Source organism: Caballeronia sp. NCF2 (genome assembly GCF_023631205.1).
In the GTDB taxonomy this organism is placed as follows: domain Bacteria; phylum Pseudomonadota; class Gammaproteobacteria; order Burkholderiales; family Burkholderiaceae; genus Caballeronia; species Caballeronia zhejiangensis.
In genome coordinates this window covers 85,958-112,233 of the sequence record NZ_JALQDN010000028.1, presented here as the reverse complement: position 1 = coordinate 112,233, position 26,276 = coordinate 85,958, and the positions used below count along the sequence as shown (strand labels likewise).

Sequence of the window (26,276 nt, the reverse complement as noted above, 5' to 3'; positions counted from 1 at the left end):
CCGCGAAACCGGATTCTTCCTCTATCCGCCGCGCCTGGACTCCATCGGTTTCCAGCGTCTTTTGCGTCTGCTTCGAACGTGGCGCACGCGCGATCCGGTCAACCTGTTTTGATCTCACGGAAAACGTATGTTTGACAGAGCCGAAAGTACCCTCGCCAATGTCGATCCCGAATTGCTCAAGGCGATCGAGCAGGAAAACCGCCGCCAGGAAGATCACATCGAGCTGATCGCGTCGGAAAACTACACGAGCCCGGCCGTAATGGCCGCGCAGGGCTCGCAACTCACGAACAAATACGCCGAAGGCTATCCCGGCAAGCGCTATTACGGCGGTTGCGAATATGTCGACGTGGTGGAGCAGCTCGCGATCGATCGCGTGAAGGAGCTTTTCGGCGCCGAAGCCGCGAACGTGCAGCCGAATTCCGGCTCGCAGGCCAATCAGGGCGTGTTCTTCGCGATGCTCAAGCCCGGCGACACCATCATGGGCCTGAGCCTTGCCGAAGGCGGTCACCTCACGCACGGCTCGCCGGTCAACATGTCGGGCAAGTGGTTCAACGTCGTGAGCTACGGCCTGAACGAAGCCGAGGACATCGACTACGACAAGACCGAAGCGCTCGCCAAGGAACACAAGCCGAAGCTGATCGTCGCGGGCGCGTCGGCGTTTGCGCTGAAGATCGATTTCGAGCGCCTTTCGAAGATCGCGAAGAGCGTCGGCGCGTACTTCATGGTCGACATGGCGCACTACGCCGGTCTCGTCGCGGCTGGCGTGTATCCGAATCCGGTGCCGCACGCGGACTTCGTCACGACGACCACGCACAAGAGCCTGCGCGGCCCGCGCGGCGGCGTCATTCTGATGAAGGCGGAGTTCGAGAAGCAGATCAACTCGGCCATTTTCCCCGGCATTCAGGGCGGTCCGCTGATGCACGTGATCGCCGCGAAGGCCGTCGCGTTCAAGGAAGCGCTGTCGCCGGAATTCAAGGCGTATCAGCAAGCCGTGGTCGATAACGCGCGCGTCCTGGCCGAAACGCTCGTGAAGCGCGGTCTGCGTATCGTCTCGGGCCACACCGAAAGCCATGTGATGCTCGTCGATCTGCGCGCGAAGAAGATCACCGGCAAGGCAGCGGAAGCCGCGCTCGGCGCCGCGCACATCACGGTCAACAAGAACGCCATTCCGAACGATCCGGAAAAGCCGTTCGTCACGAGCGGCGTGCGCCTCGGCTCGCCCGCGATGACCACGCGCGGCTTCGGCACGAAGCAAGCGGAGATCGTGGGCAACCTGATCGCCGACGTGCTCGACAATCCGGAAGACCAGGCGAACCTCGAGCGCGTGCGCGCGCAAGTGGCCGATCTGACCAAGCGTTTCCCGGTCTACCGTTAATTCGCGAGCACACCGCCGATGCGCTGCCCATTTTGCCGACACGAAGATACCCAGGTCGTGGATTCTCGCGTGTCGGAGGATGGCGCGGCCATTCGGCGGCGGCGGCGCTGTCCCGCGTGCGACAAGCGTTTCACCACGTATGAACGCGTCGAACTGGCGCTGCCGAGCGTCGTCAAGAAAGACGGCAGCCGCACCGAGTTCGATCGACGCAAGATCGTCGCGAGCATGCAGCTTGCGCTGCGAAAGCGCCCGGTCGCCGCCGATGCGATCGATGCCGCCGCGTCGCGCATCGAGTATCAGTTGCTCGGCAGCGGCGAGCGCGAAGTGCAGAGCGAGCGTCTCGGCGAGCTCGTCATGAGCGAGCTGCGACAGCTCGATACCATCGCTTACGTGCGTTTCGCCTCCGTCTACAAGCGTTTCGAAGACGTCTCCGAATTCGAAGACGTGCTCGATGAATTCCGGCGCACCGCTCCGAAGAAGTCGAGTTCGCGCAAGCGCTGATCTTTTCCGCATCGTTTCCTTCCCAAGCCTCGTTTCCTGACATTCGCTCGCGCAGTCTGCCCGGTATCGGAGAACGCGAACACTCGGCCATTCGGCTAATGGCGGCGCGCCTGACTTATCGCTAGATTGAGCTTTTCGGCTCGATTCGATCGATAAGGCATGCAGACGATTCCCGCATCAAATCAAGGTTTCACGCTCGTCGAACTATGCGTGGTGCTCGCCGTCATGGCGATCCTCGCGACGTTCGCCGCGCCTTCGTTCGTCGCGTGGCAGACGCGCGATCAAGTCGATGCACGGGCGCGCGCGCTCTTTTCCACGCTGTCGCTTGCGCGCGCCGAAGCCGTGCGGCGCGGTGCACGCGTCACGCTTTGCAGGATCGATGCGTCTCGTCATTGCCTCGCATCGGGCCGAAGCTGCGAAAGCGGTGTCACCGACTGGTCGTGCGGATGGGGCTTGTTCGTCGAGCGCGACGGTGTTTCGACGCTTTTGCGCATGCAGCCGGCGATGACATCGGTTTCCATCGCCGGGACATTGACCGAGCTTTCGTTCACGCCGCCTTCGGGGCAGGTGATAGGCGGATTCCGCAGCTTCGAATTCGGTCCGCGCGGCGCAGATTCCGCCGCGAATCCGTCGTCACGTCGATGCATACGGCTCGCGGCAGGCGGCCGGGCGCGCATGACTTCAGGCGGCTGCGGAGCATCGGCATGAAAGACGTTCAACGTGGAGATTCGCTGATCGAAGTGATGATCGCGCTTACGCTGATGGCCGTGACCGCGCTCGGACTCATCGCGACGCAAAGCGCGCTCGCGCGCGGCGAACGCGCGGCGTTGCTGCACGAACGGGCCGCGATGATCGCAGATTCCGTCGCAGAAGGCATTCGCAGCGATGCGGACCGCGCGGCGATCGTGTCGCAATGGCAGGGGAGAGCGGCCTCGATGCTGCCTGCGGGCGACGTGGCAATATCCGATCGCGCCGATGGCGTGCGCATCGCGACCGTGAGCTGGCGCGCGCAAGACCGCTCCGAGCCGTGCCCCGAACCGCAGGCTAAGCCGCTCACGTCGTGCATCGCCGTGGCGTTTGCGCGATGACTCCGCGCTTGCTCTCATCGCGCGGCCATACGCTGCTGGAAATGACGATTGCGCTCGCGCTCGGCATGCTGATCGTGACCGCTTCGCTGTCGCTCTATCGCGGGCAGCGCGCCGCTTTCGACCGCGCCGCCGATGCCGCGCGCATTCACGACGCCGCGTCCAGCGCTTTGGAAATGCTCGCCCAGCAGATCCAGATGGCCGGATTCGCATCGAGCGTGGAATCGCCGGTCGATGCGTCGATGTTCGGTTGCGCGCAAGGCCGCGTGATTGGAGCGGATACAACCGCATCGTGCGAATCGCTCGCAAGCCATTCGGACGGCCTGCAGGTTCGCTATTCAGCCGACGCCCTCTCGACCTGGCCGTCGACCGCGGGCGCGCCGACCGATTGCCTCGGCCAGGCGGTCTCCGACGCCATCGCCACGAACCGGTTCTACGCGAAGCCGAGCAGTTCCACCGGAGAGCCCGAGTTGTACTGCGAAGGGGGCGGCAGACAGGCGCAGCCGATCGTCGAAGGCATCGAGCGAATGCGGGTGATGTATTGGCTCGCGGGGGCGCCGTCCGCATCGGATGCTTCGGCTATCGCGCGCGAACGCTGGCGCGATGTCCATGCTGCGGACGTATGCATCGTCGTGCGCGGTTTCATCGCACAGGCCAAGCGGAAAGCGAACTATGTGGATTGCAACGGCTTGCCCGTAACCGTCGAGGATGGCCACGTTCGCCAGGTCTTCTGGCGGCGCGTCGCGATACGGAATTCGGTGGCGTCGCCGTCCGGAGGCGCGCAATGAAGCGACGTTCGCTGACACGCGCAAGCACGTTGCCGATCGTGCTGATCCTCGCCGCGATGATGTTGATCACGGCTGCCGCATGGCTGCAAACGTCGCTCGTAGCGGCGCGCGCGACCGTCGCGACGCGCGAGCGCGTCCACGCGTTTCATGCCGCGGACAGCGCGTTGATCCGATGCAGCCGAATGCTTTCCCTCGCGTTGCCAACGCCGAGTTCGAAGGACGAGCCGTCGCGATGGCGCGCGAAATCCTCGTTCGACGGACCGTCCGCTGCCGCGATCGCGCCGTTCGCTTCGTGGCCGTACGCGCGCCGCGCCCCGCAATGCCTGATCGAATCGCGGGCCAACGCGTCGTATTTGATTACCGCGCGGGGCTTCGGCGCGAATGCCGATTCCGAGGCTTGGCTGCAACTTAGGATCGATATCGCCGATGGCGTGAGCACCCAATATTGGCGGCGCGTCGTCGCCAGGCCGTTTTGAGGATCGATATGAACGAAAAGGGCTTCAGTCTGCTTGAACTGATGATCGCGCTGGGCGTTGCCGCGATCATCGCGACTTTCTCGATCCCGGCGTATCGGGCGCACGTGGTGAAGGCGCATCGGCTCGACGCCGCGTCGGCCTTGCTGCGCGCGGTTCAGTTCGTGGAAACCGCGCGTCTTGCGCAAACATCGGAAAGCGGCGAGGTGATCGCGCTCGCTTCCGGGCTCGATCGCGCGCCGTCGAGCGGGGCGGCCGTGTACAGCGTGGCCGTGCTGCCGGAAACGCCGACAAACGGCGGTTATGCGATCGAAGCCGTGCCGGTCGCGGCGGGCGCGATGCAGGACGATGTCTGCGGCGTGTTCGTCATCGACGCCACCGGGCTGCGCTGGAATCGCCCGCCTGACGCGACCACGCCGCTCGATGCGGCACAGTCGGCGTCATGCTGGGCGGGGAAGAGTTGATGCGGGCGTCAGAAAACGGTCGGATCGACGGCGTCGTTGGAGGTTTCGGGCGCGGCGTTCTTCATCTGCGTGTAGATGCGCCAGCCTTCCCATCCGGCGAGCGCGAGACCGCCCCATTTGAGCACCGGCTTCGCGCTGTGCAACAGCTTCGTCCGCACCGGCTTGGTGAGTACGAGCGAGGCGAGCGATCCGATGACCGGATACTGCTTGAACAGCAAGCCGACATTGCCCGAGCCGAGCAGCGAAGCGAGCATGCCGCCAATGCCGCCCGCCGAGCCGCCGCGGCCGCGCTTGCCCCAGCGGCGCGAGCCGCCGCTGCCAGGCATCAGGAAGCGCAGCACGCTGAAATGCGTGACCGACGTGCGCAGATCATAGGTGGCTTGCCGCAGCTCCATGCGCTCGACATCCGCGCGGGCGATCAGCAGTTCCTTGCGCAGCGCGCGCATGTGCGGCGTGCGCAGCTTCTGCATCTTGCCGCGCTTGGGAGGCTTGAAGGTGTCGTCGTGTTGGCTCATGGCTTGATTTGGGCGCGGGAATCAACGGAAGGTATCGCGGTCCTTGCGGAATTCGGCGAGCGTGTCGTCGAACATGTTCGGCGCATCGCGCAGATTGCTGCGCGCACGCAGGCCGCATCCGACCGCGATCAGCGCGTACAGAAGGGTGATGCCGCCGAGCGCCTGCCAGCGATACGTGTCCCAGAAGAAGATGGCGATGAGCACCGTCAGGGAGATGAGCGCCATCATCGCGAGCATCATGGCGGCGAGCCCGAGGAAAAGCACGCCGATGAGCCGCTCCTTTTCTTCCTGAAGCTCGATGCCGATGAGTTCAAGGCGCGTCTCGAAGATGGCGAAGGCGGAGCTCAGAATTCGTCGCAACGGTCCGGGAGACGATTGCTGCGTTGGCCGTTCTGTCGTCATGGCTTGAATGCGAGAGGCGCGTTTGGTGCCGCTGTTGGTGGGTCCGGTCGGCGCTCGAGGCAGCCGGCCGGTGCGAGTGTCGAACCGCGCGCCCGGGCGAGGCGCTCGCGGTTCAGTCCAGCGGGGACCGCGACAGAAAGCTGATTAGCAATCTGCGGGCCATTGAATCGAAGACGGGTGCTTTACTTCCGGTTGATCAGAAGTCCGATCACCATGCCGATGCCAGCCGCGATCCCAATGGACGCCCACGGATGCTCGTGCACGTAATCGTCGGTGGCGCGGGCGGCCTTCTTGCCTCGCTCGATCACGACGACTTGCGCGTCGGCGGCTTTTTCCTTGGCTTGCTTGAGACGGGTGAGTGCGGTCTCGCGCAGTTCGGAGGCGCGTTCGCCAGTGGCGGTAGCTGCTTGCTTCAAGAGATCTTCGGCGTCAGCGAGTACTGATTTGATATCCGACATGAATCGCTCCTTGTTGATTTCTGACATTAAAGGCTCCAATCGGTGAGGTTACGCGAATCGTAACCAAAGATGGGATCGCTGACGAGGAGACGTGCGCCCTGCCGCGCTGAATGTCGCAGTTTCCGTTCCAGTCGCATCGGGCCGTGCGCGACAGCCGACGCCTCGTGATTTCATCGACATCGTTTCGAATTGATACGATCTGGCCCGTAAAAGTTTCAGGCGTAGATCGAAAGTTACACACGCCGATGCGCAAATGCACGCGTGAAAACAAAAAGGGCTGGCGCAACATGCGCCAGCCCTTTTCAATTGTGAATGAAGCTTGTTTAGAAAAACGCCTGAATTCCGGTTTGGGCGCGTCCGAGAATCAACGCGTGAATATCGTGCGTGCCTTCGTACGTGTTCACCACTTCGAGGTTCACGAGATGACGCGCGACACCGAATTCATCGGAGATGCCGTTGCCGCCGAGCATGTCGCGCGCGAGCCGGGCGATGTCGAGCGCCTTGCCGCACGAATTGCGCTTCATGATCGACGTGATCTCGACGGCCGCCGTGCCTTCGTCCTTCATGCGGCCGAGGCGCAGCACGCCTTGCAGGCCGAGCGTGATTTCGGTCTGCATGTCGGCGAGCTTTTTCTGAATCAGTTGATTCGCGGCAAGCGGCCGACCGAATTGCTTGCGATCGAGCGTGTACTGTCGCGCCGTGTGCCAGCACGCTTCGGCCGCGCCGAGCGCGCCCCAGGAAATGCCGTAGCGCGCCGAGTTGAGGCAAGTGAACGGACCTTTGAGGCCGCGCACGTTCGGCAGCATGTTCTCTTCGGGGACGAACACTTCGTCCATCACGATCTCGCCGGTGATCGACGCGCGCAAGCCGACCTTGCCGTGAATCGCCGGCGCCGATAGACCCTTCCAGCCTTTCTCGAGGATAAAGCCGCGGATCTCGTCGCGCCCGTCTTCCTCCAGCTTCGCCCAGACGACGAACACGTCCGCGATTGGCGAGTTCGAGATCCACATCTTCGTGCCCGACAGCGAGAAACCGTTCTGCACTTTCTTCGCGCGCGTCGTCATGCTGGCCGGATCGGAACCCGCGTTCGGCTCGGTGAGACCGAAGCAGCCGATCCACTCGCCGCGCGCGAGCTTCGGCAGATACTTTTCCTTTTGCGCGTCGCTGCCGAACGTGTTGATCGGCACCATCACGAGCGATGACTGCACCGACATCATCGAGCGATAACCCGAATCCACGCGCTCCACTTCACGCGCGATCAGCCCGTAGCACACGTAGTTCAGGCCCGGGCCGCCGTACTGTTCGGGAATCGTCGGTCCGAGCAGACCGAGTTCGCCCATTTCGCGGAAGATCGCCGGATCGGTCTTCTCCTCGCGAAACGCCTGCATGACGCGCGGCTGCAGCTTGTCCTGCGCGTACGCGCGCGCGGCGTCGCGCACCATGCGTTCGTCTTCGGTCAGTTGCTGATCCAGCAAGAGCGGATCTTCCCAGTTGAAACGGGCGGCGTCGGCCATGTGCAATCTCCTGATTTCATCGTGAAGCGCCGTGCACCGACCGGCTCGCGTGATCGGCCGAAGCGCGTGGCGCTTGACGTGAGTTCCGCTAAGCGGAACAATGTTTTGCAAATCAGCTTCGAGTCTATCACCCGATGTCGACAGATTCCAATCGAAATTCCGGGCGCCTCTCGTCGGAGGATGTCGACGAGCGCAAGTTCGTCGTCGCGCTCGCTCGCGGGCTCGACCTGCTGCGCGCGTTTCGTCCCGGCGAGACGCTGCTCGGCAATCGCGATTTCGTCGACCGCACGGGATTGCCGAAGGCGACGGTCAATCGTCTCGCCTACACGCTGACGACGCTCGGCTATCTGCGTTTCGACGAACCCGCGGGCAAATACGCGCTCGATACCGGCGTGCTGTCGCTTGGCTTCACGCTGCTCGCGGGCGCGGACACGCTCGAACTCGCGCGTCCGCACATGCGCGCGCTGGCGCGGGAGATCGGCGCGGCGGTGTCGCTCGGCTGCCGCGACGGGCTCGACATGATCTATCTGGAAACGATCCGCAGCGAGACGGCGCTGACGCTCGGCCTCGCGCCCGGCTCGCGTCTGTCGATGCTCACGAGTTCGATGGGCCGCGCCTATCTCGCCGTGCAGGACGACGCGGCGCGCGAAGCTCTGTTTGAGGAACTCGGCAGGAACGAAGGCGAAGAGAAGGTCGAAGCGGCCCGCCGCTCGATCGAGGATTTCGCGCGCGACGGCTGCTGCTACTCGTTTCGCGAGTGGCACGACGATGTGAACGCCATCGCCGCGCCGGTCCGCGATCTGCGCAACGGACGCTGGCTCGTGCTGTCGAGCAGCGGGCCGGCGTCTTCGATGGGCGAAGCATATTTCCGCGAGACGATCGGCCCGAAGCTGAAGGCGCTTGCCGCGCGTCTCGCGTAACGACTCAGAGCACCGTTCGGACGTGCCAAAGCTCCGGGAACAGCACGACATCGAGCATCTTGCGCAGATACGACGCGCCTGCCGTGCCGCCCGTGCCGCCCTTGAAACCGATGATGCGCTCCACCGTCGTCACATGCCGGAAGCGCCATTGCCGGAACGCGTCTTCGAGATCGACGAGTTCCTCGGCCATCTCGTACAAATCCCAGTGTTGCGACGGATCGCGATACACCGCGAGCCACGCCGCTTCGACAGACGGATCGTGCGTCGTCGGCTGCGTCCAGTCGCGGTTCAGGCGCGCCGGATCGATCGCGAAGCCGCGTCGCGCGAGCAGGCGAATCACTTCGTCATAGAAAGAGGGCGCCTCGAGCGTTTCGCGGACCTGCGCGAGAATCTCCGGCCGATGCGCGTGCGGCTTCAGCATCTGCTCGTTCTTGTTGCCGAGCATGAACTCGATCTGCCGATATTGATGCGACTGAAAGCCCGACGACTGTCCGAGATACGGGCGCATCGCGGTGTATTCGGAGGGCGTCATCGTCGCGAGGACGTTCCACGCCTGCACCAGCTGCTCGAAGATGCGCGACACGCGCGCGAGCATTTTGAACGCGGGCGGCAATTCATCGCGATGCACCGCCGCGAGCGCCGCGCGCAGTTCGTATAGCGCGAGCTTCATCCACAGCTCGCTCGTCTGATGCTGCACGATGAACAGCATCTCGTTGTGATCCGGCGAGAGCGGACGCTGCGCGTTGAGGATCGAATCGAGGCCGAGGTAATCGCCGTAGCTCATCGAATCGGAGAAATCGAGCTTGGCGTCGTGCCAGCCTTTTTCTTGCGTCGCGTTCTGCGCGCCGTGGCCGAAAGGGCAGCCTTGTGTAGTGCTCATGTCGACGTTCCTCTCAAGTCACCGATGCGCGCTCGGCGAACTCGGGCGCGCGCCAGCTTTCGGTCGCGAGCACGTCGCGCAGGATTTCGACGGCGTCCCATACATCGACGAAACGTGTGTAGAGCGGCGTGAAGCCGAAGCGCAAGATGCGCGGTTCGCGATAATCGCCGATCACGCCGCGCGCGATCAGCGCCTGCATCACTTCATAGCCGTTCGGATGCTCGAAGCTCGCCTGCGAGCCGCGTTGCGCGTGATCGCGCGGCGTCGCGAGCGACAGCGGAAAGTCGCCGCAACGTTCCTCGACGAGCTTGATAAACAAGTCCGAAAGCGCGAGCGATTTGCGACGCAGAGCCTGCATGTCGGTTTGCAGGAAAACATCGAGCCCGCATTCGGCGAGCGACATCGACACGATCGGCTGCGTGCCGCAAAGAAAACGGCCGATGCCGTCGTCCGGCCAATACACCGGGTTCATTTCGAACGGCTTCTTGTGCCCCCACCAGCCGGAAAGCGGCTGCGAAAACGCGTTCTGATGGCGCTTCGGCACCCAAACGAACGCGGGCGAACCCGGCCCGCCGTTCAAATACTTGTACGTGCAGCCAACGGCGTAATCCGCGCCCACACCGTTCAGATCGACCGGCACCGCGCCCGCCGAATGCGCGAGATCCCAGACCGCGAGCGCGCCCGCGCGATGAATGCTCTCGGTGAGCGCGGCCATGTCGTGCATGTAGCCGGTGCGATAGTTCACGTGCGTAATCATCGCAATGGCGGTGTTTTCGTCAATCGCCGTCGGCAATTCGGAAGGGTCATCGACGAGACGCAGCTCGTAGCCGCGATCCAGTTGCTCGATCAAGCCCTGCGCGATGTACAGATCGGTCGGAAAGTTCGAACGTTCGGAGACGATCACGCGCCGCTTCGGATCGCGCTCGTTCGCGAGCTTGAGCGCGGCCGACAGGATCTTGAAAAGATTCGCCGAAATCGTATCGGTGACGACGACTTCGTCCTCGCCCGCGCCGATCAGCGGCGCCAGCTTGTTGCCGAGGCGCTTGGGCAGCGCGAACCAGCCGGCCGTGTTCCAGCTGCGGATCAGGCCTTCGCCCCATTCGGCGGCGATCACATCGGCGGCGCGCGCGGCGGCGGCCTTGGGCGGCACGCCGAGCGAGTTGCCGTCGAGATAGATCACGCCGTCGGCGAGCGCGAACTGGTCGCGCAGCGCGCCGAGCGGATCGTCGCGGTCGAGCGCCGCGGCTTCGTCACGATGTTTCATCGAAAAGTCCATAAATTTGAAGATCATCAGGAAAGCGGACGCAGGACGGCGCGAACGGGACTCGCGTCGAGCGTCGAGAATTTGAGCGGCAGGGCGATCAGTTCAAAATCGCCGGGCGCGACGGCATCGAGCACGAGACCTTCGAGAATCGCCATGCCGTGCGCGCGGATGCGCTTGTGGGCATCCATCGTCTTCGAGTCTTGCGGATCGAGCGACGGCGTATCGATGCCGATGAGCTTCACGCCTTTTTCTGCCAGCAAGTCGATGGTCTCGGGCGCGACGGCGGCGAACGCGCTGTCCCACGCGTCGAGCGGCGCGTTCGTGTAGGTGCGCAACAAAACGCGCGGAGGACAGTCGGCGAGATGCGCCGCGACGTGCTCTGGCGTCACGAGCGGCGACGCGCCGATGCAGTGCACGACGCGGCACGCACCGATGTACGTGTCGAGCGCGACTTCGCCGATCGGCGCGCCGTGTTCGTCGTAGTGAAGCGGCGCATCGGCATGAGAGCCGGTGTGCGGCGAAAGCGTAAGCCGCGCGACGTTGACGGGCGAGCCCGCCTCCATGCGCCACACGCGCTCGATGCCGACCGGCGTATCGCCCGGCCAGACGGGCGTGGCGGGATTGATCGGTGGAGAAATGTCCAGAAGCGTCATGACGCGCCCTAGCAGAAAGCGTGGAGATGCGTCAAATCATAGTCGTGTCATCTCGAAAAGTGCTTGCGAAATAACCACCCAAAACTGTCGCGCTTAGAACATAATTCGATGAAACGGGCTAGGGGACTCAAAAATGACCGGATTCACGCTCGATGCAACGGATTGCCGAATTCTGGCGGTACTGCAGGAAGATGGACGGATCAGTAACCTGGACCTGGCGGAGCGCATCTCGCTCTCGCCGTCGGCGTGTCTGCGCCGAATGCGGCTGCTGGAAGAGGAAGGGGTGATCGCGAGCTATCGCGCGTGCCTCGACCGCGAGCGGCTTGGCATCGAACTGGAGGCGTTCGTCCACGTTTCGATGCGCAATGACCAGGAAAATTGGCACGAGAAGTTCGCCGCGGCCGTGCGCGAATGGCCCGAAGTGGTCGGCGCGTTTGTCGTCACGGGCGACACGCATTACGTGCTGCGCGTGCTTGCGCATAACCTCAAGCACTACTCCGACTTCATTCTCTCGAAGCTCTACAAGGCGCCTGGCGTGATCGACATTCGCTCGAACATCGTGTTGCAGACGATGAAGGACGACGCGGGCGTGCCGGTCGCGCTGATCGAGCAGCCGGGGCGCGGCCACACGGCGTAAGTTATTCGAGCGGTCCGAGCGTGTGAAAAGCGCCCGCCTGGAAGACGAGCGGCGCGACGTCGCTTGCGTCTTCGCGCACGCCGCATCGCTCCACTTCGCCGACGAAGATGACGTGATCGCCTTCGTCGTAGCGGCTGCGATTGTGGCATTCGAACCACGCGAGCGCGCCGTCGAGCACCGGCATGCCGGTATCGCCGGCGGCGTGCGAGACGCCCGCGAAGCGGTCGCCCTTGACGGTCGCGAAGCGCTTGCACAGGTCGATCTGCGACGCCGCGAGCACATTCACCACGTAGTGGCTATTGGCGCGGAACACCGGCATCGACGCCGATTTCGTCGCGAGGCTCCACAGCACGAGCGGCGGATTCAGCGACACCGAGTTGAACGAACTCGCGGTGATGCCGATCAATTGGCCGGATTCGGTGCGCGTCGTGATGACCGTGACGCCGGTCGCAAACTGGCCGAGCGCGGCGCGAAACGCGGTCGGATCGAAATTCGGGGTTTTGGCGCGTGTCATTCGGCAGATCGGCAGGCAAATGGGCGGTCGAGTGTGTCGTGTGCTACCGAGCCGGCCGCGCGTCGCGCTTCAGTCGGAAGAACCTTTTCAGAAGCCATGTAAAAGCTGGAGATTTGTGTCGATTCTATCGGAATCGGCTGCCGCCGGCCGTCAAATGACCGTACTGCGGCAGCAAGTTCTCTGCCGCACGAGGGCTTTCTGCGCGGCGTGCGCAAACCCAGTAAGCTCGATTCATCGCGCCCGGGCGATTGAATAACCGGCCGGACGCATCCATATGCATGATCCGCGGCGTGGCCGCATGCACTTGATGAGGAGCTTGCCTTATGACTCAACCCGGACTTGAGACCGCGACACTCGGCGGCGGATGTTTCTGGTGCACCGAAGCCGTGTTTCTCGCGGTGCAGGGCGTGGAGTCGGTCGAATCGGGCTATGCGGGCGGCAAGGTGGTGAATCCGTCGTACGAGCAGGTTTGCAGCGGCGACACCGGTCACGCGGAAGTGGTGAAGGTCGTGTTCGATCCGTCGGTCATCACGTATCGCGAAGTGCTCGAGATCTTCTTCGCGACGCACGATCCGACGCAACTCAACCGACAAGGCAACGATGTGGGCACGCAGTATCGCTCGGCCGTTTTCACGCATTCGGACGAACAGCGCAAGACGGCGCTCGAAGTCATCGACGAGTTGCAGCGCGAGGATGTCTACGGCGGCAAGATCGTCACGCAAGTCGTGCCGCTCGACGACGATTACTATCCGGCCGAGGCGTATCACCAGAACTACTTCGCGCAGCATCCGAATCAGGGATATTGCGCGGCGGTCGTCGGGCCGAAGGTCGCGAAGTTTCGCAAGAAGTTCGTGCATCGCCTGAAGGCGTGATGCGCGTCTAGCCGCTAGTCGATCCGCGCGCGCTCGCATTCCTGCGCGATGCCGCGCGCGAGTTCGAAGCAGGTCAGCGGCGCGGAGCCTTCCGCCTTGTTGTTCGCCGCGGTCACGACCGGCTGGCCCGCGATCGCATATCGCGCGGCCAGTTCGGCGAGCGCTTGGCGCGTGTCGAGGTCTTCGTCGACGATCTTGTCGAACGGCTCGTACTTCGCTTTCGCCTGCTCGTATTTGAAGCCGCTGTGCAGACTCCAGCGCACGATGAGCGGTCCCATTTTTTCTTCATCGAGCAGCGCCAGCGCTTTCGCCTGACGGCGCACGTCCGGCATGCGCGCATGAACGCCGATGCAATACCGCACGTTCGCGTCACGCAATGCGCGGATAAAGCGCGGCGTGAGCATCGCGGCGTCGCGGATCTCGACGGCGTAGCACGCGTCGCCTTCGAGCGGCGGCAGCGCTTGCAGAAACGCCGACAGCCGCTCGATGAAGCGCGCCGGCTCGACGATCATCGCGTCGGGCAGCGGCGAGAACTGGAACACGAGCGCGCCTGCTTTTTCGCCGAGACCGCCGATGCACGGCGTCACGAACTCGTCGATGGCGATCTGCGCGTTCAGAAACCCGGGATTTTCCGCGTCCGGCGTGCCGCGCTCGCCGCGGATGAAGGCATCGGTGACGGATGCGGGCGCTTTCACGATGAAGCGGAAATGCGCGGGCACTTGCGACGCGTGACGCGCGTAATCGGCGAGCGACAGCGGCGCGTAAAACGACCGGTCGATGGAGACGCTCTTCAGGAGCGGATGCGCGCTATAAGCGGTGAGGCCGTCGCGCGAGAGTTTGGTGTTCGAGTAGTCATCGCCATAGACGATGCCGCGCCAGCCGGGAAACGACCACGTCGATGTGCCGAGATGGATCGCGTCCGGAAGACGCTTCGCGAGGGCTGCGAGCTCGGGTTGCAAGGGCGCGGGAAGGACGCCGCGCGGTTTGGGTTGTCTCGGCGGTTTGGCTGGTTCGATAGAAGCTGGCGCGGACTCGCCGAAAAGATCCAACTCTTGATCCGTCGCGATGGTGACTTCGTGCTTTCGAGGTTCGGCATCGTTGTTCACACGGTTGTGAGTGTTCATGAGTGGCAAGCCGAAATTCAGAAAAATCGATGCGACTTGAGCGACGATGCGCGAAAGAAGTCGCAGTGTAGTGGATAGAATATCCGAGTGTCCGGGCAGGGAATCCGGGATGAGACAGGAGTATGAGGTGGAAACGCGCTACGAACAGGACGTCGTGCTCTGGGCGAAAGAGCAAGCGGCATTGCTGCGCTCGGGGCAGCTCTCGGCTCTGGACATCGAGCATATCGCGGAGGAGATCGAGGACGTGGGTAAGAGTGAACAGCGAGAACTGGTGAGTCGTCTCACTGTGTTGTTAGCCCATTTGCTCGAATGGCAGTATCAGCCAGGGCGGCGTCGCAATAGCTGGAGGCGCACGATCGCAGTGCAACGCAAGGACGTGGCCCTGGTGCTCGATGAAGCGCCGAGCTTGAAAGGCAAGTTCAGCGATTCGGAGTGGTTCGCGTTCGTATGGGAAAAAGCGGTCGTGGCAGCCTCGAACGAAACCGGTCTGGAAGATTTTCCGGAAAGCTGTCCCTGGTCGATCGAGCAGATCATGGACGGCGAATTCTTGCCCGGATAGTCGAAAAAACAGGCGCGGCACCGGAAAGCGCTGCGCCTGATTCAAGCATCAGCCCCCGTCTCAGAGCGCCTTCTCATAGATATACCGCCGCGACCACGGCAGCGTCGTCGCGCTGCGTCCCGCCTTGCGGCAGATCACCTGATAGATCGACACGTCGTCGTTCTCGAACGCATACGCGCAGCCCGCGAGATACACGCGCCAGATGCGGAAATGCTCATCGTCGACGAGCTTCTTCGCTTGCTCCGCGTTGGCCTCGAACCGCTCGGCCCAGATGTCGAGCGTGCGCGCGTAATGCCGCCGCAGGCTTTCGACGTCGATCGCCTCCAGCCCGCCCCGCTGCATGCATTCGAGCGCGAGGCTGATGTGCGGCAGCTCGCCATCCGGAAACACATACTTGTCGATGAACTCGCCGCCGCCGAGCGATGTCTCGCCGCTGTCGGCATCGGAAGACGTGATGCCGTGGTTCATCGCGACGCCGTCATCGACAAGCAGATCGCGAATCCTCGAGAAGTATTCCGGCAGATTCTTGCGTCCGACGTGCTCGAACATCCCTACGCTCGTGATCCGGTCGAACTGCCCCGGAATATCGCGATAGTCTTGAAGGCGAATTTCGATCCGGTCGGCGAGGCCCGCGGCTTTCACGCGCTCGGTCGCGAGCTTGAACTGATTCTCCGAAAGCGTGACGCCGACGCAATTCGCGCCGAACTTCTGCGCCGCGCGGATCACGAGCGCGCCCCAGCCGCAGCCGATATCGAGCAGGCGCTGGCCCGGCTGCAACTGGATCTTCGTGAGAATGTGGTCGATCTTCTTCAACTGCGCGGTGTCGATGTCTTCGTCGCCATTCTCGAAGTACGCGCAGGAATACACCATGTTCTTGTCGAGCCAGAGCTGATAAAACTCGTTCGACACATCGTAGTGGTACTGAATGGCTTTCTTGTCCGACGTCTTCGAATGATTGAAGTAGCGTCGCACGCGGGCGAGCTTGCTCGCGCTCGTCACCGTGCTTTTCGCGAGCGAGTAGCCGATGTTGATGATGTCGGACAGCTTGCCTTCGATGTCGATCTTGCCCTTCACATAGGCTTCGCCGAGATTGTCGAGACTCGGTTCGAGCAGATAGGGCAGCGCGGTCGCGCTCTTTACGTGCAACGTCACCTGAGGCGCGGCGAACTGGCCGAAATCGTGCTGCTGGCCATCCCACAGCACGAGACGCGCGGGCAAATTCGCCCGCGCGCGCACTTCCTCAACCCACTGCGTCAGCTTCTTCTCCCAGAACATGCTTGTTTCTCCGCGCTAAAGAAAATCAAGGTGAAGGCTCGCGCCTTCATGTTCGTTGCCGTTGCGATCTCGGTTGCTGCCAATGCCCGCGTTTTATTGATTTACGGCGCGAGTCTCATGATTTGCCACGGATCGCCCGCGCCGTCCCGCGTGTACACGATGCGATCGTGCAGGCGCGACGGGCGTCCCTGCCAGAATTCGACGGTGTCCGGCACCAGACGATATCCGCCCCAGTGCGGCGGGCGCGGCGGCGCGTCGCCGTACTTCGCGATCATCTCGCGCTCGCGCGCTTCCAGCGCCTCGCGGCTTTCGAGCGGCTGACTCTGATCCGATGCCCACGCGCCGATGCGCGAGCCGAGCGGACGCGACGCGTAATACACATCGCTCTCCTCATCGCTCGTCTTTTCGACGCGGCCCTCGATGCGCACCTGACGCTCGAGCTCGATCCAGTGGAACAGCAGGCTCGCGGCCGGATTCGCGGCGAGTTCGCGGCCCTTGCGGCTATCGTAATTGGTAAAAAAAACAAATCCGCGTTCGTCGACGCCCTTGATGAGCACGATGCGCGCGGACGGACGGCCCTGGTCATCGACGGTGGCAAGCGTCATCGCATTCGGTTCGGGCAGCTTCGCATCGAGCGCCTGGGCGAACCAGGTTTGAAACTGGCTTATCGGATTCGGGTCGACGTCGGACACATCGAGCGCGCCGCGCGAATAGTTTTTGCGAAGGTCTGCGAGGGTCGTCATTTTTTATGCAAGCGCTACAGTCGCGTCAGTATAGCCAAGGTGAAACGATCTTGCCCTGATTACCCATGCCCGCACCGCGTGCCGGGAGCGCGGCAGTCGCGGCTATCACGTTCATGGTTTCGATAAGGCAGAATACGCAATTCGCCCGCATTTTGCATGATCGAACTACCACGTTCGCGAACTCGATAGCCGTCTGTAAGCGTTGCTTGACGCCGCACAACGTGCGGTGCATTTCGGCAGCTTTTAGTTTGCTTTCAATGCATCCGATTTCATCCATCCGCACGACATGAACGCTTCATCCGAAACCACTGCGACGCCCAGCGTCCACGAACTCGCCGATCGCGACCGGCGCTTCGGCGGCATCGCGCGCCTCTACGGCGCGCCCGCGCTCGCCGCGTTCGAACGGGCGCATGTCGCGGTGATCGGCATCGGCGGCGTGGGTTCGTGGGTTGCCGAGGCGCTTGCGCGCAGTGCTGTCGGCCGGCTTACGCTGATCGATCTCGATAACGTCGCCGAAAGCAATACGAATCGTCAGATTCACGCGCTCGACGGCAACTACGGCAAGGCGAAAGTCACGGCGATGGCCGAGCGCATCAAACTGATCGATCCGGCGTGCGACGTGCGGCAGATCGAAGACTTCGTGGAGCCGGGCAATTTCGATGAAACGCTCGGCGGCGGTTTCGACTATGTGATCGACGCGATCGACAGCGTGCGTACGAAAACGGCGCTCATCGCGTGGTGCGTGGCGCGCAAGCAGGCGCTCATTACGGTCGGCGGCGCGGGCGGGCAGCTCGATCCGACGCGCATTCGCATCGACGATCTCGCGCTCACGATTCAGGATCCGCTGCTCTCGAAAGTGCGCGGCCAGTTGCGCAAGCTGCACGGTTTTCCGCGCGGACCGAAGGCGCGATTCAAGGTGAGAGCGGTGTATTCGGACGAGCCGCTGATCTATCCCGAAGCGCCCGCGTGCGACATCAGCGAAGGCGCCGAACATCTCGAAACCGGCGCGAATTACGCGGGGCCCGTCGGGCTGAATTGCGCGGGCTTCGGTTCGAGCGTGTGCGTGACGGCGAGCTTCGGCTTCGCGGCGGCCGCGCATGTCTTGCGGGAATTGGCGAAGCGCGCCGCCTGAAACGAAAATGGCCAGCTTCGATAGCCGGCCATTGTTTCATCCAAAGCCGGCGATCGATCGACGATCAGTTGATCGCCGCGCTTAACTTGCGCCGCCACTGCGAAACGAGATCCGGCTGATTCGCGGCGAGTTCGAACACCGACAGCATCGTCTTGCGGCCGACGTCGTCCATGAAGGCGCGGTCGCGCACGACGATCGCAAGCAGATGTTCGAGCGCGCCAGCGTAATCGCGGCCCGCGATCAGCCGATTGGCCAGTGCGAAGCGCGCATCGAGATCGTCGGGATTCGCGTTCACGGCGTCGATGAGCGCGTCGGCGGGCGGCAGATCGGCCGCTGCATCGGCGGCGTCGAGCTCGGTCTTCAACGCGTTGTAGCGCGCGTCGATGCCTTGCGTCGTCTTCGGCGACAACAGCTTGTCTTCTTCCTTCGCTTCGTCGATGCGGCGTTCCGCAATCAGCCATTCGATCAGATCGAGACGCGCGTCCTCGTAACCGGGATCGAGCGCGAGCGCGGCCTTGATGGTGTCGATCGCGAGCTGGCGATCGCCCGCGGCCCACGCGCTCTGCGCGGCGCGGCGCTCGGCATCGGCGCCGGCGGGCACGAGACGGTCGATGAACTCGCGCAACTGGCCTTCCGGCAGCACGCCGATGAACTGATCGACCGGCCGTCCTTCCGCGAACGCAATGACGTGCGGAATGCTGCGCACCTGGAAATGCGCGGCGAGTTCCTGATTTTCGTCGACGTTCACCTTGACGAGATTCCAGGCGCCCGCCGCTTCGACTTCGAGCTTCTCGAGCATCGGGCCGAGCGTCTTGCACGGGCCGCACCAGGGCGCCCAGAAATCGACGAGCACGGGCGCGAGCATCGACGCGTTGATGACATCTTTCTCGAATGTGGCGAGGGTCGTATCCATGCGTTTTCTCCTAATGCTTTCGGTCGATCCCGATTACGTGGGGACAACACAGCCGGTTCTCAAGCGCGTCAGGCTTCGGGCGCGCGATTCTCGCGGCGCTGCGGCGGCAGCGGAATGAACTCGGTCTCGCCGGGCACGTGGCCCATGCGCTGCTCGCTCCAGGCGATCTTGGCCGCGTCGATCTTCTCGCGCGAACTCGACACGAAATTCCATTCGATGAAGCGCGCGCCGTCGAGCGGCGCGCCGCCGAGCAGCATCGCGACCGCGCCGTTCGCGCTCGTCAGCTTCGCGTCGGCGCCGGGCGCGAGCACGGCCATCTGCTGTTCGGGCAGCGGTTCGCCGTCGATCGACAAATCGCCGCTCACGAGATACACGCCGCGCTCCTCGTGCTCCGTATCGAGCGTGATCGCGCTGCCGGGCGTGAACTGCGCGGCGACATAAAGCGTCGGCGAAAACGTGCGCGTGGGCGCTTTCGCGCCGAACGCCGTGCCCGCGATGATGCGCAGCGTGACGCCGTCGCGCTCGATCTGCGGCAACGCCGCCGCCGCGTGATGCTCGAAGGCCGGCTCGATGTCCTCGCTCGCGGCGGGCATCGCGACCCACGTTTGGATGCCGTGCATCGTCTGGCCGGATGCGCGTTCCTCGTCGGGCGTGCGCTCGGAATGGACGATGCCGCGGCCCGCGGTCATCCAGTTGACGTCGCCGGGAACGATCTTCTGCACGGAGCCGACGCTATCGCGATGCATGATCGCGCCGTCGAACAGATACGTGACCGTCGCGAGCCCGATATGCGGATGCGGACGCACGTCGAGGCCGTTTCCGGGCACGAGCGTTGCGGGACCGATATGGTCGAAAAAGATGAAGGGTCCGACGGTGCGCGCCGCGAGGGCGGGCAGCACGCGCCGCACCATGAGGCCGCCGACGTCATGTTGGTGTGGCTTCAGCAATGCGCGGATCGTCGAAGGCATGGCGGGTTCCGGAAGGAAGATCGCGCGCCGGAATGGCGCGTGGATCAGCCGATTCTACCGGCCGATGCCGCGCGGCGCAGGCGTTGCCGCCGAGACTTTCGTTTTTTTGGTGCCGCGTGGATTTCACGCTCGCGGCTTGGCGCAACTTTCGCAACGTGACAATCTGGATAGGGAGTCGAAATGAGCAAGAACAAGCTTTTGATCGCCATCACCGCTGGCCTTTTCACGGCCACCGCCGCAACGGGCGCGTTCGCGCAGACCTCGTCGGGCAATTCGTCGGCGGCGATGGGCAACGATACGGTCGGCGCAACCACCGATAGTTCGGCCGCCACGACGCCTAAGAAGCACAAGATGCACAAGCACACGACGAAATCGACGGCGACCAAGAAGACGCCGGCCGTCGAAACCGGCAACAACGCCAACACGGAATCGGGTCAGTCGAAGTAGGCGCCGTTTCGCATCATCGCAGCGAAAGCGCTCGCGCCTTTCACGAGGCGCGGGCGCTTTTTGCGTGCATCGTCATGCCGCGCAGGATTTGACAAGCCTGCCGCCGCGCCCTCGGCTACACTTTACGGCTCGCCAACGACGCACATGACACAAGGAAGAGGGGCGATGTCGCCAAAGGATCTGCTGATCGCATCGGTGGTCATTCTCGCGTGGGGCGTGAATTTCGTCGTCATCAAGCTGGGACTGCACGGTGTTCCGCCGATGCTGCTCGGCGCGCTGCGCTTCGCGCTCGCCGCCGTGCCCGCAATCTTCGTCAAGCGTCCGCAGATACCGCTGCGCTGGCTCTTCGCCTACGGGCTCACCATTTCTCTCGGGCAGTTCGCGCTGCTTTTCTACGGCATGTACGTGGGCATGCCCGCCGGTCTCGCGTCGCTCGTGCTGCAGGCGCAAGCATTCTTCACGCTCATCTTCGCGTCGATGTTCCTCGGCGAGCGCATCCGCGCGGCGAACGTCGCCGGCCTGCTGATCGCGGCGGCGGGGCTTGCGCTCATCGGCATGCGCGGCGGTCACGCGATGACCATCACCGGCTTTCTCTTCACGCTCGCCGCCGCCGCGATGTGGGCGCTCGGCAATATCGTGACGAAGCGCATGGGCAAGGTCGATCTGCTCTCGCTCGTGGTGTGGGGCAGCCTGATTCCGCCGCTGCCGTTCCTCGCGCTCTCGCTCATCTTCGAAGGCGCGGCGCGCATCGAATCCAGTCTGGCGACGATTCCGCTCATCTCGATCTTCGCGATTCTCTATCTTTCGTTCATCGCGACGATCGTCGGTTACAGCTTGTGGGGAAAGTTGCTCGCGCGCTATCCGGCGGGAAGCGTCGCGCCGTTCTCGCTGCTCGTCCCGGTGATCGGGCTGGCGTCGGCGGCGCTGTTTCTCGGCGAGGGTTTGAATTCGGCGCAGGTGGCGGGCGCGGCGCTCGTGATGGCGGGACTCGTGGTGAACGTATTCGGCGCGCGGCTCGTTCAGCGCATTCTGCCGGCGCGCTGAACGAAACCCGGCCGGATTTTTACGTCATGCGGCTCTTCGCGAGCGGCGGATTTGCCGCGAAGTAGCGCTTGATGCCCTTCATGATCGCGTTGGCCATCTTGTCGCGATAGGCGTCGTCGTTCAGGCGCGTTTCCTCGTCCGGATTGCTGATGAACGCGGTCTCCACGAGGATCGACGGAATGTCCGGCGCCTTCAGCACGGCGAAACCCGCCTGCTCGACCGAACCCTTGTGCAGCTTGTTGATGCCGCCGATTTCGTTCAGCACGAAACTGCCGTAGCGCATCGAATCGCGGATCTGCGCGGTCGTCGACATATCGAAGAGCGCGCGGTTCACGCTCGCGTCCTGCGACTTCACGTTGATGCCGCCGACCTGATCCGACGAGTTTTCCTTGTTCGCCATCCAGCGCGCAGCCGCGCTCGACGCGCCATGCTCCGACAGCGCGAACACCGACGATCCACGCGCCTCGGGCGACGTGAAGGCATCGGCGTGAATCGACACGAAAAGATCGGCGGAGACGCGCTGCGCCTTTTGCACGCGCACGTTGAGCGGCACGAAGAAGTCGGCGTCGCGGGTCATCATCGCGCGCATGTTGGGCTGGGCGTCGATCTTCGCGCGCAGCTTCTTCGCGATGTCGAGCGCGATGTGCTTCTCGTACGTGCCCTGGCCGCCGATCGCGCCCGGATCTTCGCCGCCGTGACCGGGATCGATCGCGACGGTGAGCAGGCGCGTCGTGCCGGCGCCTTGCTTGGGCGTGGAGAACGCGTAGGCGTCGTTGTCGTCGTCCTTCTTCGCGATGACGGGCGGCGGCGCCGGCACGCGCGGCTTGACCGCCGGTTTCGGCGGCGTTTCGGCGGGCGTTTCGTTCTGCGCGTACTTTTGGAAGAACTCGTCGGTGGAATCGGGCGTCGTCGGTTTCTGCGCGGTCGCCGGCCCGGAAAGCGTCGCGGGCGGCGGCGCGGACGGATTCGGATTGGCGCGGTCGAGCGCTTCCTGCTTGCGCTCGGTCTGCGCGAGCAGTTCCATCAGCGGATCGGGTGCGACGGCCGGATACAGATCGAACACGAGCCGGTATTTGTAGCTGCCGATCGGCCCGAGCGTGAACACCTGCGGCTTCACCGATCCTTTCAGATCGAACACCATGCGCACGACATGCGGCTGATATTGCCCGATGCGCACCGCCTGAATCTGCGGATCGTTCGGCGTGATCTTCGAGACGAGATCGCGCAGCGCCTGATCGAGATCGATGCCGGAGAGATCGACCACGAGCCGGTCCGGCCCCTGCAATAGCTGATTGGCGTTCTGAAGCGGCTGGTCCGATTCGATCGTCACGCGGGTGTAGTCGCGCGCGGGCCACACGCGCACGCCGAGCACGCTGCTCGCATGCGCGAGCTTCGGTCCGACGAGCGCGAGCACGAGCGTCGAAGCGCCTGCGCGCAACACCTGACGGCGACGCCAGTTGTGCGGCGCTTGGGCAGCCAATTCGATCGAATGAAATGGCTTGATCAACATCTTTCGAGACATGACTTTCCTGTTTCGCTAAATGCCCGCGCGGTCAGCACGCGGCCTTCATCGTTCGACGTTCCTTCGTCCGGCAGAGACAGCGCAAACACGAGATCCGGCACGCCGAGCAGGCCACCCGCCTGTTGCGGCCATTCGACGAGGCACACCGCGCCCGCATCGAAATATTCGCGAAAGCCGGCATCGGCCCATTCGGCCGGATCGGCGAAGCGATAGAGATCGAAGTGATAAACGTCGAGCGGACCGCTTTCGGTGACGAGCGAATACGGTTCGACGAGCGTGTAGGTCGGGCTCTTCACGCGGCCGACGTGGCCGAGCGCGCGCAAGGTCGCGCGCACGAGCGTGGTCTTGCCCGCGCCGAGATCACCGATCAACTGGACTTGCAGACCGTGAAAACGTTCAGACGAAGCGTGCGATATGGACAGACGCGTAGCGTCGATGGCGCGCGCGAAGCGTTCTCCGAAAGCGAGCGTCGCGGCTTCGTCGCGCAGGTCGAAGCGGCGTTCGAGAAGCGCGGCGGATAAGTCTTGCGTCGTTCGTGCGGGGCTTTCGGGCATTGCTCGTAAAATGTCGTGATGAACCGATTGCCGGAACATTCCGTTGAAATCACGACAGCGTCCAGCGACGCCGCCGCTGAATCCGATTCAGAGTCTCGCGTCTTCGATCTCGATGAAAACGCGCTGGCAGAACTCGCGCAGCGCATCAAGACATGGGGGCGCGAGTTGGGGTTCGGTGCGGTCGGCATCAGCGATATCGACCTGACGGATGCCGAGAAGGGCCTGACTGATTGGCTCGAAGCAGGCTATCACGGCGAAATGGATTATATGGCCAAACATGGGATGAAACGCGCAAGACCGGCCGAGCTTGTGGCCGGCACGCGACGTGTCATCACCGCGCGCATGGCCTATCTTCCTGCGGAAACGCTCGCGAAAAAGGGCGATGAAAGTGTCGCGACAGCCGACGGTCAGAAGAACGACTGGCGCGCGATCGAATGGTCGCGGCTCGCGAAGCCGTCGCAGGCGATGGTCTCCATCTACGCACGCGGGCGCGATTATCACAAGGTCATGCGCAATCGCCTGCAGCAGCTGGCGGAGCGCATCGAGCGCGAGATCGGGCCGTTCGGGCATCGCGCGTTCACGGATTCAGCGCCGGTGCTCGAAGTCGCGCTCGCGCAGAAAGCGGGCGCCGGCTGGCGCGGCAAGCATACGTTGCTGCTCGATCGCGACGCCGGATCGCTGTTCTTTCTCGGCGAAATTTTCGTCGATGTCCCGTTGCCCGTCGATCCGCATCCCGAGCACGAAGGCGCGCATTGCGGGCAGTGCACGCGCTGCATCGGCGCGTGTCCGACGGGCGCGATCGTGGCGCCGTATCGCGTCGACGCGCGGCGCTGCATCTCGTATCTGACGATCGAACTGCACGGCAGCATTCCCGAGGAGATGCGTCCGCTGATCGGCAATCGCGTGTATGGATGCGACGATTGTCAGCTCGTCTGTCCGTGGAACAAGTTCGCGCAGGCCGCGCCGGTCGCGGATTTCGACGTGCGCCACGGACTCGATCGCGCGACGCTCGTCGAGCTGTTCGCATGGAGCGCGGCGGATTTCGACACGCGTATGCAGGGCAGCGCGATCCGGCGCATTGGGCATGAGCGCTGGCTGCGCAATATCGCGGTCGCGATGGGCAATGCGTTGCGCGATCCGTCGCTCGGCGCGGGAGAACGCGAGGCTATCGTCGATGCATTGCGCGCGCGTGCGGACGATTCGTCGGCGTTGGTGCGCGAGCATGTGCTGTGGGCGCTCGAACAAGGGACAAGAACGTGAAGCCATTCGATGCCGTGATCGACGCGCCGTTCGGCAAGGTCGGCATTCGCGCCGATGCGCAATGCGTGCGCGAGATCGTCTATCTGCCGGACGATGTCGGCAGCATTGAGCCTGAAACGCCGCTCGCGAAGGAAGCCGCCGCGCAGATCCGCGCGTATTTCCAGACGCCTTTGATGCGCTTCGACCTGCCGCTCGCGCTTCGCGGCACCGCGTTTCAGCAGCGCGTATGGCGCGGCATCTCGGGCATCGCGGCGGGCCAAGTCTGGACCTATGGCCAGCTCGCGCGCGAGATCGGCAGCGTGCCGCGCGCGGTCGGGCAGGCGTGCGGCTCCAATCCGCTGCCGATCGTGATACCGTGCCACCGGGTAGTGGCCTCGGGCGGGATCGGCGGTTTCGCGCATCATCCCGGCGAAGGTTTTTATCGCAACGTGAAGCGCTGGCTGCTGGCGCATGAAGGTGTATCGATCGCATGACGAGCGCAACGACTGAAGCAATGCAAGCACCGGGACTCGTCGCGAGTCAGGACGCGATCGATCTCTTTTGCGATGCGCTCTGGCTCGAACACGGCCTCGCCAAGAACTCGCTCGAAGCGTACCGGCGCGACCTCAAACTCTTCGCGGAATGGCTCGGCAAGACGCGCGGCGCGTCGATCGATGCCGCCGTCGAAGCCGACATGAACGGCTACATGGCCGCGCGCCGCGGCGACAAGGCGACGTCCGCGAACCGGCGTCTGTCGGTCTTTCGGCGCTATTACGCGTGGGCATTGCGCGAGCATCGCGTGTCCGCCGATCCGACGCTCAAGCTGCGCTCGGCCAAGCAGCCGCCGCGCTTTCCGTCGACGCTGAACGAGTCGCAAGTCGAAGCGCTGCTCGGCGCACCCGACATCGAGACGCCGCTCGGCTTGCGCGACCGCACGATGCTCGAGCTGATGTATGCGAGCGGCCTGCGCGTGACCGAGCTCGTCACGCTGAAGACGGTCGAAGTCGGCCTGAACGAAGGCGTCGTGCGCGTGATGGGCAAAGGCTCGAAAGAACGCCTGATTCCGTTCGGCGAAACGGCGCACGACTGGCTCGAACGCTATCTGCGCGATGCGCGTCAGGTGCTGCTCGGCGCGCGCTCCGCCGATGCGCTCTTCGTCACCGCGCGCGGCGAAGGCATGACGCGCCAGCAGTTCTGGAACATCATCAAGCGTCATGCGCTGAACGGCGGCGTGCACGCGCCGCTCTCGCCGCACACGCTGCGGCACGCGTTCGCGACGCATCTGCTCAATCACGGCGCGGACCTGCGGGTCGTGCAATTGCTGCTCGGCCACTCGGACATTTCCACGACGCAGATCTACACGCACGTCGCGCGCGAGCGGCTGCAGAAGCTGCATCGGGAGCATCATCCGCGCGGATAGCGTCATCTGCGAACGATCGTG

General features: G+C 63.6%; 32 protein-coding genes. 17 read left to right on the top strand and 15 right to left on the bottom strand.

Features of this window, described 5'->3' with window-relative positions; translation table 11 throughout:
• Window positions 1-127: 127 nt before the first annotated feature.
• The 7 genes from glyA to NCS02_RS11605 all read left to right on the top strand — a co-directional run bounded on the left by glyA (window position 128) and on the right by NCS02_RS11605 (window position 4,686).
• The gene (glyA, locus tag NCS02_RS11635) at window positions 128-1,375 is read left to right on the top strand and encodes a serine hydroxymethyltransferase (protein ID WP_250523140.1); all 1,248 of its coding nucleotides are present in this window, start codon (window positions 128-130) and stop codon (window positions 1,373-1,375) included.
• An 18-nt stretch (window positions 1,376-1,393) separates the two neighbouring features.
• Entirely contained in the window at window positions 1,394-1,876 is a 483-nt protein-coding gene (gene nrdR / locus NCS02_RS11630; RefSeq protein ID WP_250496991.1) for a transcriptional regulator NrdR, read from the top strand.
• 159 nt (window positions 1,877-2,035) lie between these two features.
• Complete coding sequence (locus tag NCS02_RS11625) at window positions 2,036-2,584, top strand: GspH/FimT family pseudopilin (RefSeq protein ID WP_239295117.1); 549 nt, start codon at window positions 2,036-2,038, stop codon at window positions 2,582-2,584.
• Window positions 2,581-2,964, top strand: a complete 384-nt coding sequence (locus NCS02_RS11620; RefSeq protein WP_051996481.1) for a type IV pilus modification PilV family protein — start codon at window positions 2,581-2,583, stop codon at window positions 2,962-2,964. Before NCS02_RS11625 ends, NCS02_RS11620 begins: the two co-directional genes overlap by 4 nt.
• Window positions 2,961-3,749 carry a PilW family protein gene (locus NCS02_RS11615; protein WP_239295116.1) on the top strand — a complete coding sequence of 263 codons (789 nt, stop codon included), beginning with the start codon at window positions 2,961-2,963 and terminating at the stop codon, window positions 3,747-3,749. The genes NCS02_RS11620 and NCS02_RS11615 overlap by 4 nt, the downstream gene beginning before the upstream one ends.
• On the top strand, window positions 3,746-4,225 hold the full coding sequence (locus NCS02_RS11610; protein WP_034471539.1) for a pilus assembly PilX family protein: 480 nt from the start codon (window positions 3,746-3,748) through the stop codon (window positions 4,223-4,225). Before NCS02_RS11615 ends, NCS02_RS11610 begins: the two co-directional genes overlap by 4 nt.
• An 8-nt stretch (window positions 4,226-4,233) precedes the next feature.
• On the top strand, window positions 4,234-4,686 hold the full coding sequence (locus NCS02_RS11605) for a type IV pilin protein (RefSeq protein ID WP_239295115.1): 453 nt from the start codon (window positions 4,234-4,236) through the stop codon (window positions 4,684-4,686).
• An 8-nt stretch (window positions 4,687-4,694) separates the two neighbouring features.
• Here the strand turns inward: NCS02_RS11605 and NCS02_RS11600 are convergent, their stop codons facing one another.
• The 4 genes from NCS02_RS11600 to NCS02_RS11585 form a co-directional block, all read right to left on the bottom strand.
• Window positions 4,695-5,201 carry a DUF3318 domain-containing protein gene (locus NCS02_RS11600; RefSeq protein WP_008342783.1) on the bottom strand — a complete coding sequence of 169 codons (507 nt, stop codon included), beginning with the start codon at window positions 5,199-5,201 and terminating at the stop codon, window positions 4,695-4,697.
• A 21-nt stretch (window positions 5,202-5,222) separates the two neighbouring features.
• On the bottom strand, window positions 5,223-5,603 hold the full coding sequence (locus tag NCS02_RS11595; RefSeq protein ID WP_034471543.1) for a phage holin family protein: 381 nt from the start codon (window positions 5,601-5,603) through the stop codon (window positions 5,223-5,225).
• Between the two features lie 182 nt (window positions 5,604-5,785).
• Window positions 5,786-6,088, bottom strand: coding sequence for an ElaB/YgaM/YqjD family protein (locus NCS02_RS11590; RefSeq protein ID WP_008342781.1), 303 nt, complete (start codon window positions 6,086-6,088; stop codon window positions 5,786-5,788).
• Window positions 6,089-6,384: 296 nt separating this feature from the next.
• A complete protein-coding gene (locus NCS02_RS11585; RefSeq protein ID WP_241814132.1) occupies window positions 6,385-7,575 on the bottom strand; it encodes an acyl-CoA dehydrogenase in 1,191 nt (396 codons plus the stop codon).
• A gap of 134 nt (window positions 7,576-7,709) precedes the next feature.
• On the opposite strand from NCS02_RS11585, the gene NCS02_RS11580 reads away from it, so the two are divergent.
• Window positions 7,710-8,495, top strand: coding sequence for an IclR family transcriptional regulator (locus NCS02_RS11580; RefSeq protein ID WP_239295113.1), 786 nt, complete (start codon window positions 7,710-7,712; stop codon window positions 8,493-8,495).
• 4 nt (window positions 8,496-8,499) lie between these two features.
• Here the strand turns inward: NCS02_RS11580 and kynA are convergent, their stop codons facing one another.
• The 3 genes from kynA to kynB are packed head-to-tail and all read right to left on the bottom strand — an operon-like array spanning window position 8,500 to window position 11,292.
• Window positions 8,500-9,375 carry a tryptophan 2,3-dioxygenase gene (kynA, locus tag NCS02_RS11575; protein WP_008342777.1) on the bottom strand — a complete coding sequence of 292 codons (876 nt, stop codon included), beginning with the start codon at window positions 9,373-9,375 and terminating at the stop codon, window positions 8,500-8,502.
• Between the two features lie 13 nt (window positions 9,376-9,388).
• A complete protein-coding gene (kynU, locus tag NCS02_RS11570) occupies window positions 9,389-10,639 on the bottom strand; it encodes a kynureninase (RefSeq protein ID WP_250523139.1) in 1,251 nt (416 codons plus the stop codon).
• A 26-nt stretch (window positions 10,640-10,665) separates the two neighbouring features.
• Window positions 10,666-11,292, bottom strand: coding sequence for an arylformamidase (kynB, locus tag NCS02_RS11565; RefSeq protein ID WP_250523138.1), 627 nt, complete (start codon window positions 11,290-11,292; stop codon window positions 10,666-10,668).
• 133 nt (window positions 11,293-11,425) lie between these two features.
• On the opposite strand from kynB, the gene NCS02_RS11560 reads away from it, so the two are divergent.
• Window positions 11,426-11,929: an Lrp/AsnC family transcriptional regulator gene (locus tag NCS02_RS11560; RefSeq protein WP_008342772.1), complete on the top strand. Its 504-nt coding sequence runs from the start codon at window positions 11,426-11,428 to the stop codon at window positions 11,927-11,929.
• A gap of 1 nt (window position 11,930) precedes the next feature.
• On the opposite strand, the gene NCS02_RS11555 is transcribed toward NCS02_RS11560, so the two are convergent.
• Window positions 11,931-12,443: a flavin reductase family protein gene (locus NCS02_RS11555; RefSeq protein WP_239295111.1), complete on the bottom strand. Its 513-nt coding sequence runs from the start codon at window positions 12,441-12,443 to the stop codon at window positions 11,931-11,933.
• A gap of 323 nt (window positions 12,444-12,766) precedes the next feature.
• On the opposite strand from NCS02_RS11555, the gene msrA reads away from it, so the two are divergent.
• Window positions 12,767-13,315, top strand: coding sequence for a peptide-methionine (S)-S-oxide reductase MsrA (gene msrA, locus NCS02_RS11550; RefSeq protein ID WP_008342768.1), 549 nt, complete (start codon window positions 12,767-12,769; stop codon window positions 13,313-13,315).
• A gap of 14 nt (window positions 13,316-13,329) precedes the next feature.
• Here the strand turns inward: msrA and NCS02_RS11545 are convergent, their stop codons facing one another.
• Window positions 13,330-14,439 (bottom strand): DUF72 domain-containing protein, encoded by a 1,110-nt coding sequence (locus tag NCS02_RS11545; RefSeq protein WP_250523137.1) that lies wholly within the window; start codon window positions 14,437-14,439, stop codon window positions 13,330-13,332.
• 127 nt (window positions 14,440-14,566) lie between these two features.
• Here NCS02_RS11545 and NCS02_RS11540 point away from each other — a divergent pair, with 127 nt between their 5' ends.
• Window positions 14,567-14,998: a DUF29 domain-containing protein gene (locus NCS02_RS11540; protein ID WP_250523136.1), complete on the top strand. Its 432-nt coding sequence runs from the start codon at window positions 14,567-14,569 to the stop codon at window positions 14,996-14,998.
• Window positions 14,999-15,058: 60 nt separating this feature from the next.
• On the opposite strand, the gene NCS02_RS11535 is transcribed toward NCS02_RS11540, so the two are convergent.
• Both NCS02_RS11535 and pdxH read right to left on the bottom strand, forming a co-directional pair.
• Window positions 15,059-16,273 (bottom strand): class I SAM-dependent methyltransferase, encoded by a 1,215-nt coding sequence (locus NCS02_RS11535; protein ID WP_008342762.1) that lies wholly within the window; start codon window positions 16,271-16,273, stop codon window positions 15,059-15,061.
• Window positions 16,274-16,374: 101 nt separating this feature from the next.
• Complete coding sequence (gene pdxH / locus NCS02_RS11530) at window positions 16,375-17,016, bottom strand: pyridoxamine 5'-phosphate oxidase (protein WP_250523135.1); 642 nt, start codon at window positions 17,014-17,016, stop codon at window positions 16,375-16,377.
• Window positions 17,017-17,302: 286 nt separating this feature from the next.
• Here pdxH and NCS02_RS11525 point away from each other — a divergent pair, with 286 nt between their 5' ends.
• Entirely contained in the window at window positions 17,303-18,148 is an 846-nt protein-coding gene (locus NCS02_RS11525) for a tRNA threonylcarbamoyladenosine dehydratase (protein WP_250523134.1), read from the top strand.
• A gap of 64 nt (window positions 18,149-18,212) precedes the next feature.
• Here the strand turns inward: NCS02_RS11525 and trxA are convergent, their stop codons facing one another.
• On the bottom strand, window positions 18,213-19,061 hold the full coding sequence (gene trxA, locus NCS02_RS11520; RefSeq protein ID WP_175980465.1) for a thioredoxin: 849 nt from the start codon (window positions 19,059-19,061) through the stop codon (window positions 18,213-18,215).
• A gap of 68 nt (window positions 19,062-19,129) precedes the next feature.
• A complete protein-coding gene (locus tag NCS02_RS11515) occupies window positions 19,130-20,029 on the bottom strand; it encodes a pirin family protein (protein ID WP_250523133.1) in 900 nt (299 codons plus the stop codon).
• Between the two features lie 180 nt (window positions 20,030-20,209).
• Here NCS02_RS11515 and NCS02_RS11510 point away from each other — a divergent pair, with 180 nt between their 5' ends.
• Together NCS02_RS11510 and NCS02_RS11505 are read left to right on the top strand one after the other, a co-directional pair.
• Window positions 20,210-20,476, top strand: coding sequence for a hypothetical protein (locus NCS02_RS11510; RefSeq protein ID WP_008342754.1), 267 nt, complete (start codon window positions 20,210-20,212; stop codon window positions 20,474-20,476).
• Between the two features lie 165 nt (window positions 20,477-20,641).
• Window positions 20,642-21,520, top strand: a complete 879-nt coding sequence (locus tag NCS02_RS11505) for an O-acetylserine/cysteine exporter (RefSeq protein WP_008342753.1) — start codon at window positions 20,642-20,644, stop codon at window positions 21,518-21,520.
• A gap of 19 nt (window positions 21,521-21,539) precedes the next feature.
• Here the strand turns inward: NCS02_RS11505 and NCS02_RS11500 are convergent, their stop codons facing one another.
• Together NCS02_RS11500 and tsaE are read right to left on the bottom strand one after the other, a co-directional pair.
• Window positions 21,540-23,042 carry an N-acetylmuramoyl-L-alanine amidase gene (locus NCS02_RS11500; RefSeq protein WP_250523132.1) on the bottom strand — a complete coding sequence of 501 codons (1,503 nt, stop codon included), beginning with the start codon at window positions 23,040-23,042 and terminating at the stop codon, window positions 21,540-21,542.
• Window positions 23,024-23,596 carry a tRNA (adenosine(37)-N6)-threonylcarbamoyltransferase complex ATPase subunit type 1 TsaE gene (gene tsaE, locus NCS02_RS11495; RefSeq protein ID WP_250435130.1) on the bottom strand — a complete coding sequence of 191 codons (573 nt, stop codon included), beginning with the start codon at window positions 23,594-23,596 and terminating at the stop codon, window positions 23,024-23,026. Before tsaE ends, NCS02_RS11500 begins: the two co-directional genes overlap by 19 nt.
• 18 nt (window positions 23,597-23,614) lie before the next feature.
• Here tsaE and queG point away from each other — a divergent pair, with 18 nt between their 5' ends.
• Genes queG through xerD form a run of 3 tightly spaced genes read left to right on the top strand, consistent with a single transcriptional unit; the run spans window position 23,615 to window position 26,255 of the window.
• Window positions 23,615-24,856 carry a tRNA epoxyqueuosine(34) reductase QueG gene (queG, locus tag NCS02_RS11490; protein ID WP_250523131.1) on the top strand — a complete coding sequence of 414 codons (1,242 nt, stop codon included), beginning with the start codon at window positions 23,615-23,617 and terminating at the stop codon, window positions 24,854-24,856.
• Window positions 24,853-25,329, top strand: a complete 477-nt coding sequence (locus NCS02_RS11485) for a methylated-DNA--[protein]-cysteine S-methyltransferase (RefSeq protein ID WP_250523130.1) — start codon at window positions 24,853-24,855, stop codon at window positions 25,327-25,329. Before queG ends, NCS02_RS11485 begins: the two co-directional genes overlap by 4 nt.
• Window positions 25,326-26,255: a site-specific tyrosine recombinase XerD gene (gene xerD, locus NCS02_RS11480; protein ID WP_250507498.1), complete on the top strand. Its 930-nt coding sequence runs from the start codon at window positions 25,326-25,328 to the stop codon at window positions 26,253-26,255. Before NCS02_RS11485 ends, xerD begins: the two co-directional genes overlap by 4 nt.
• Window positions 26,256-26,276: the final 21 nt, after the last annotated feature.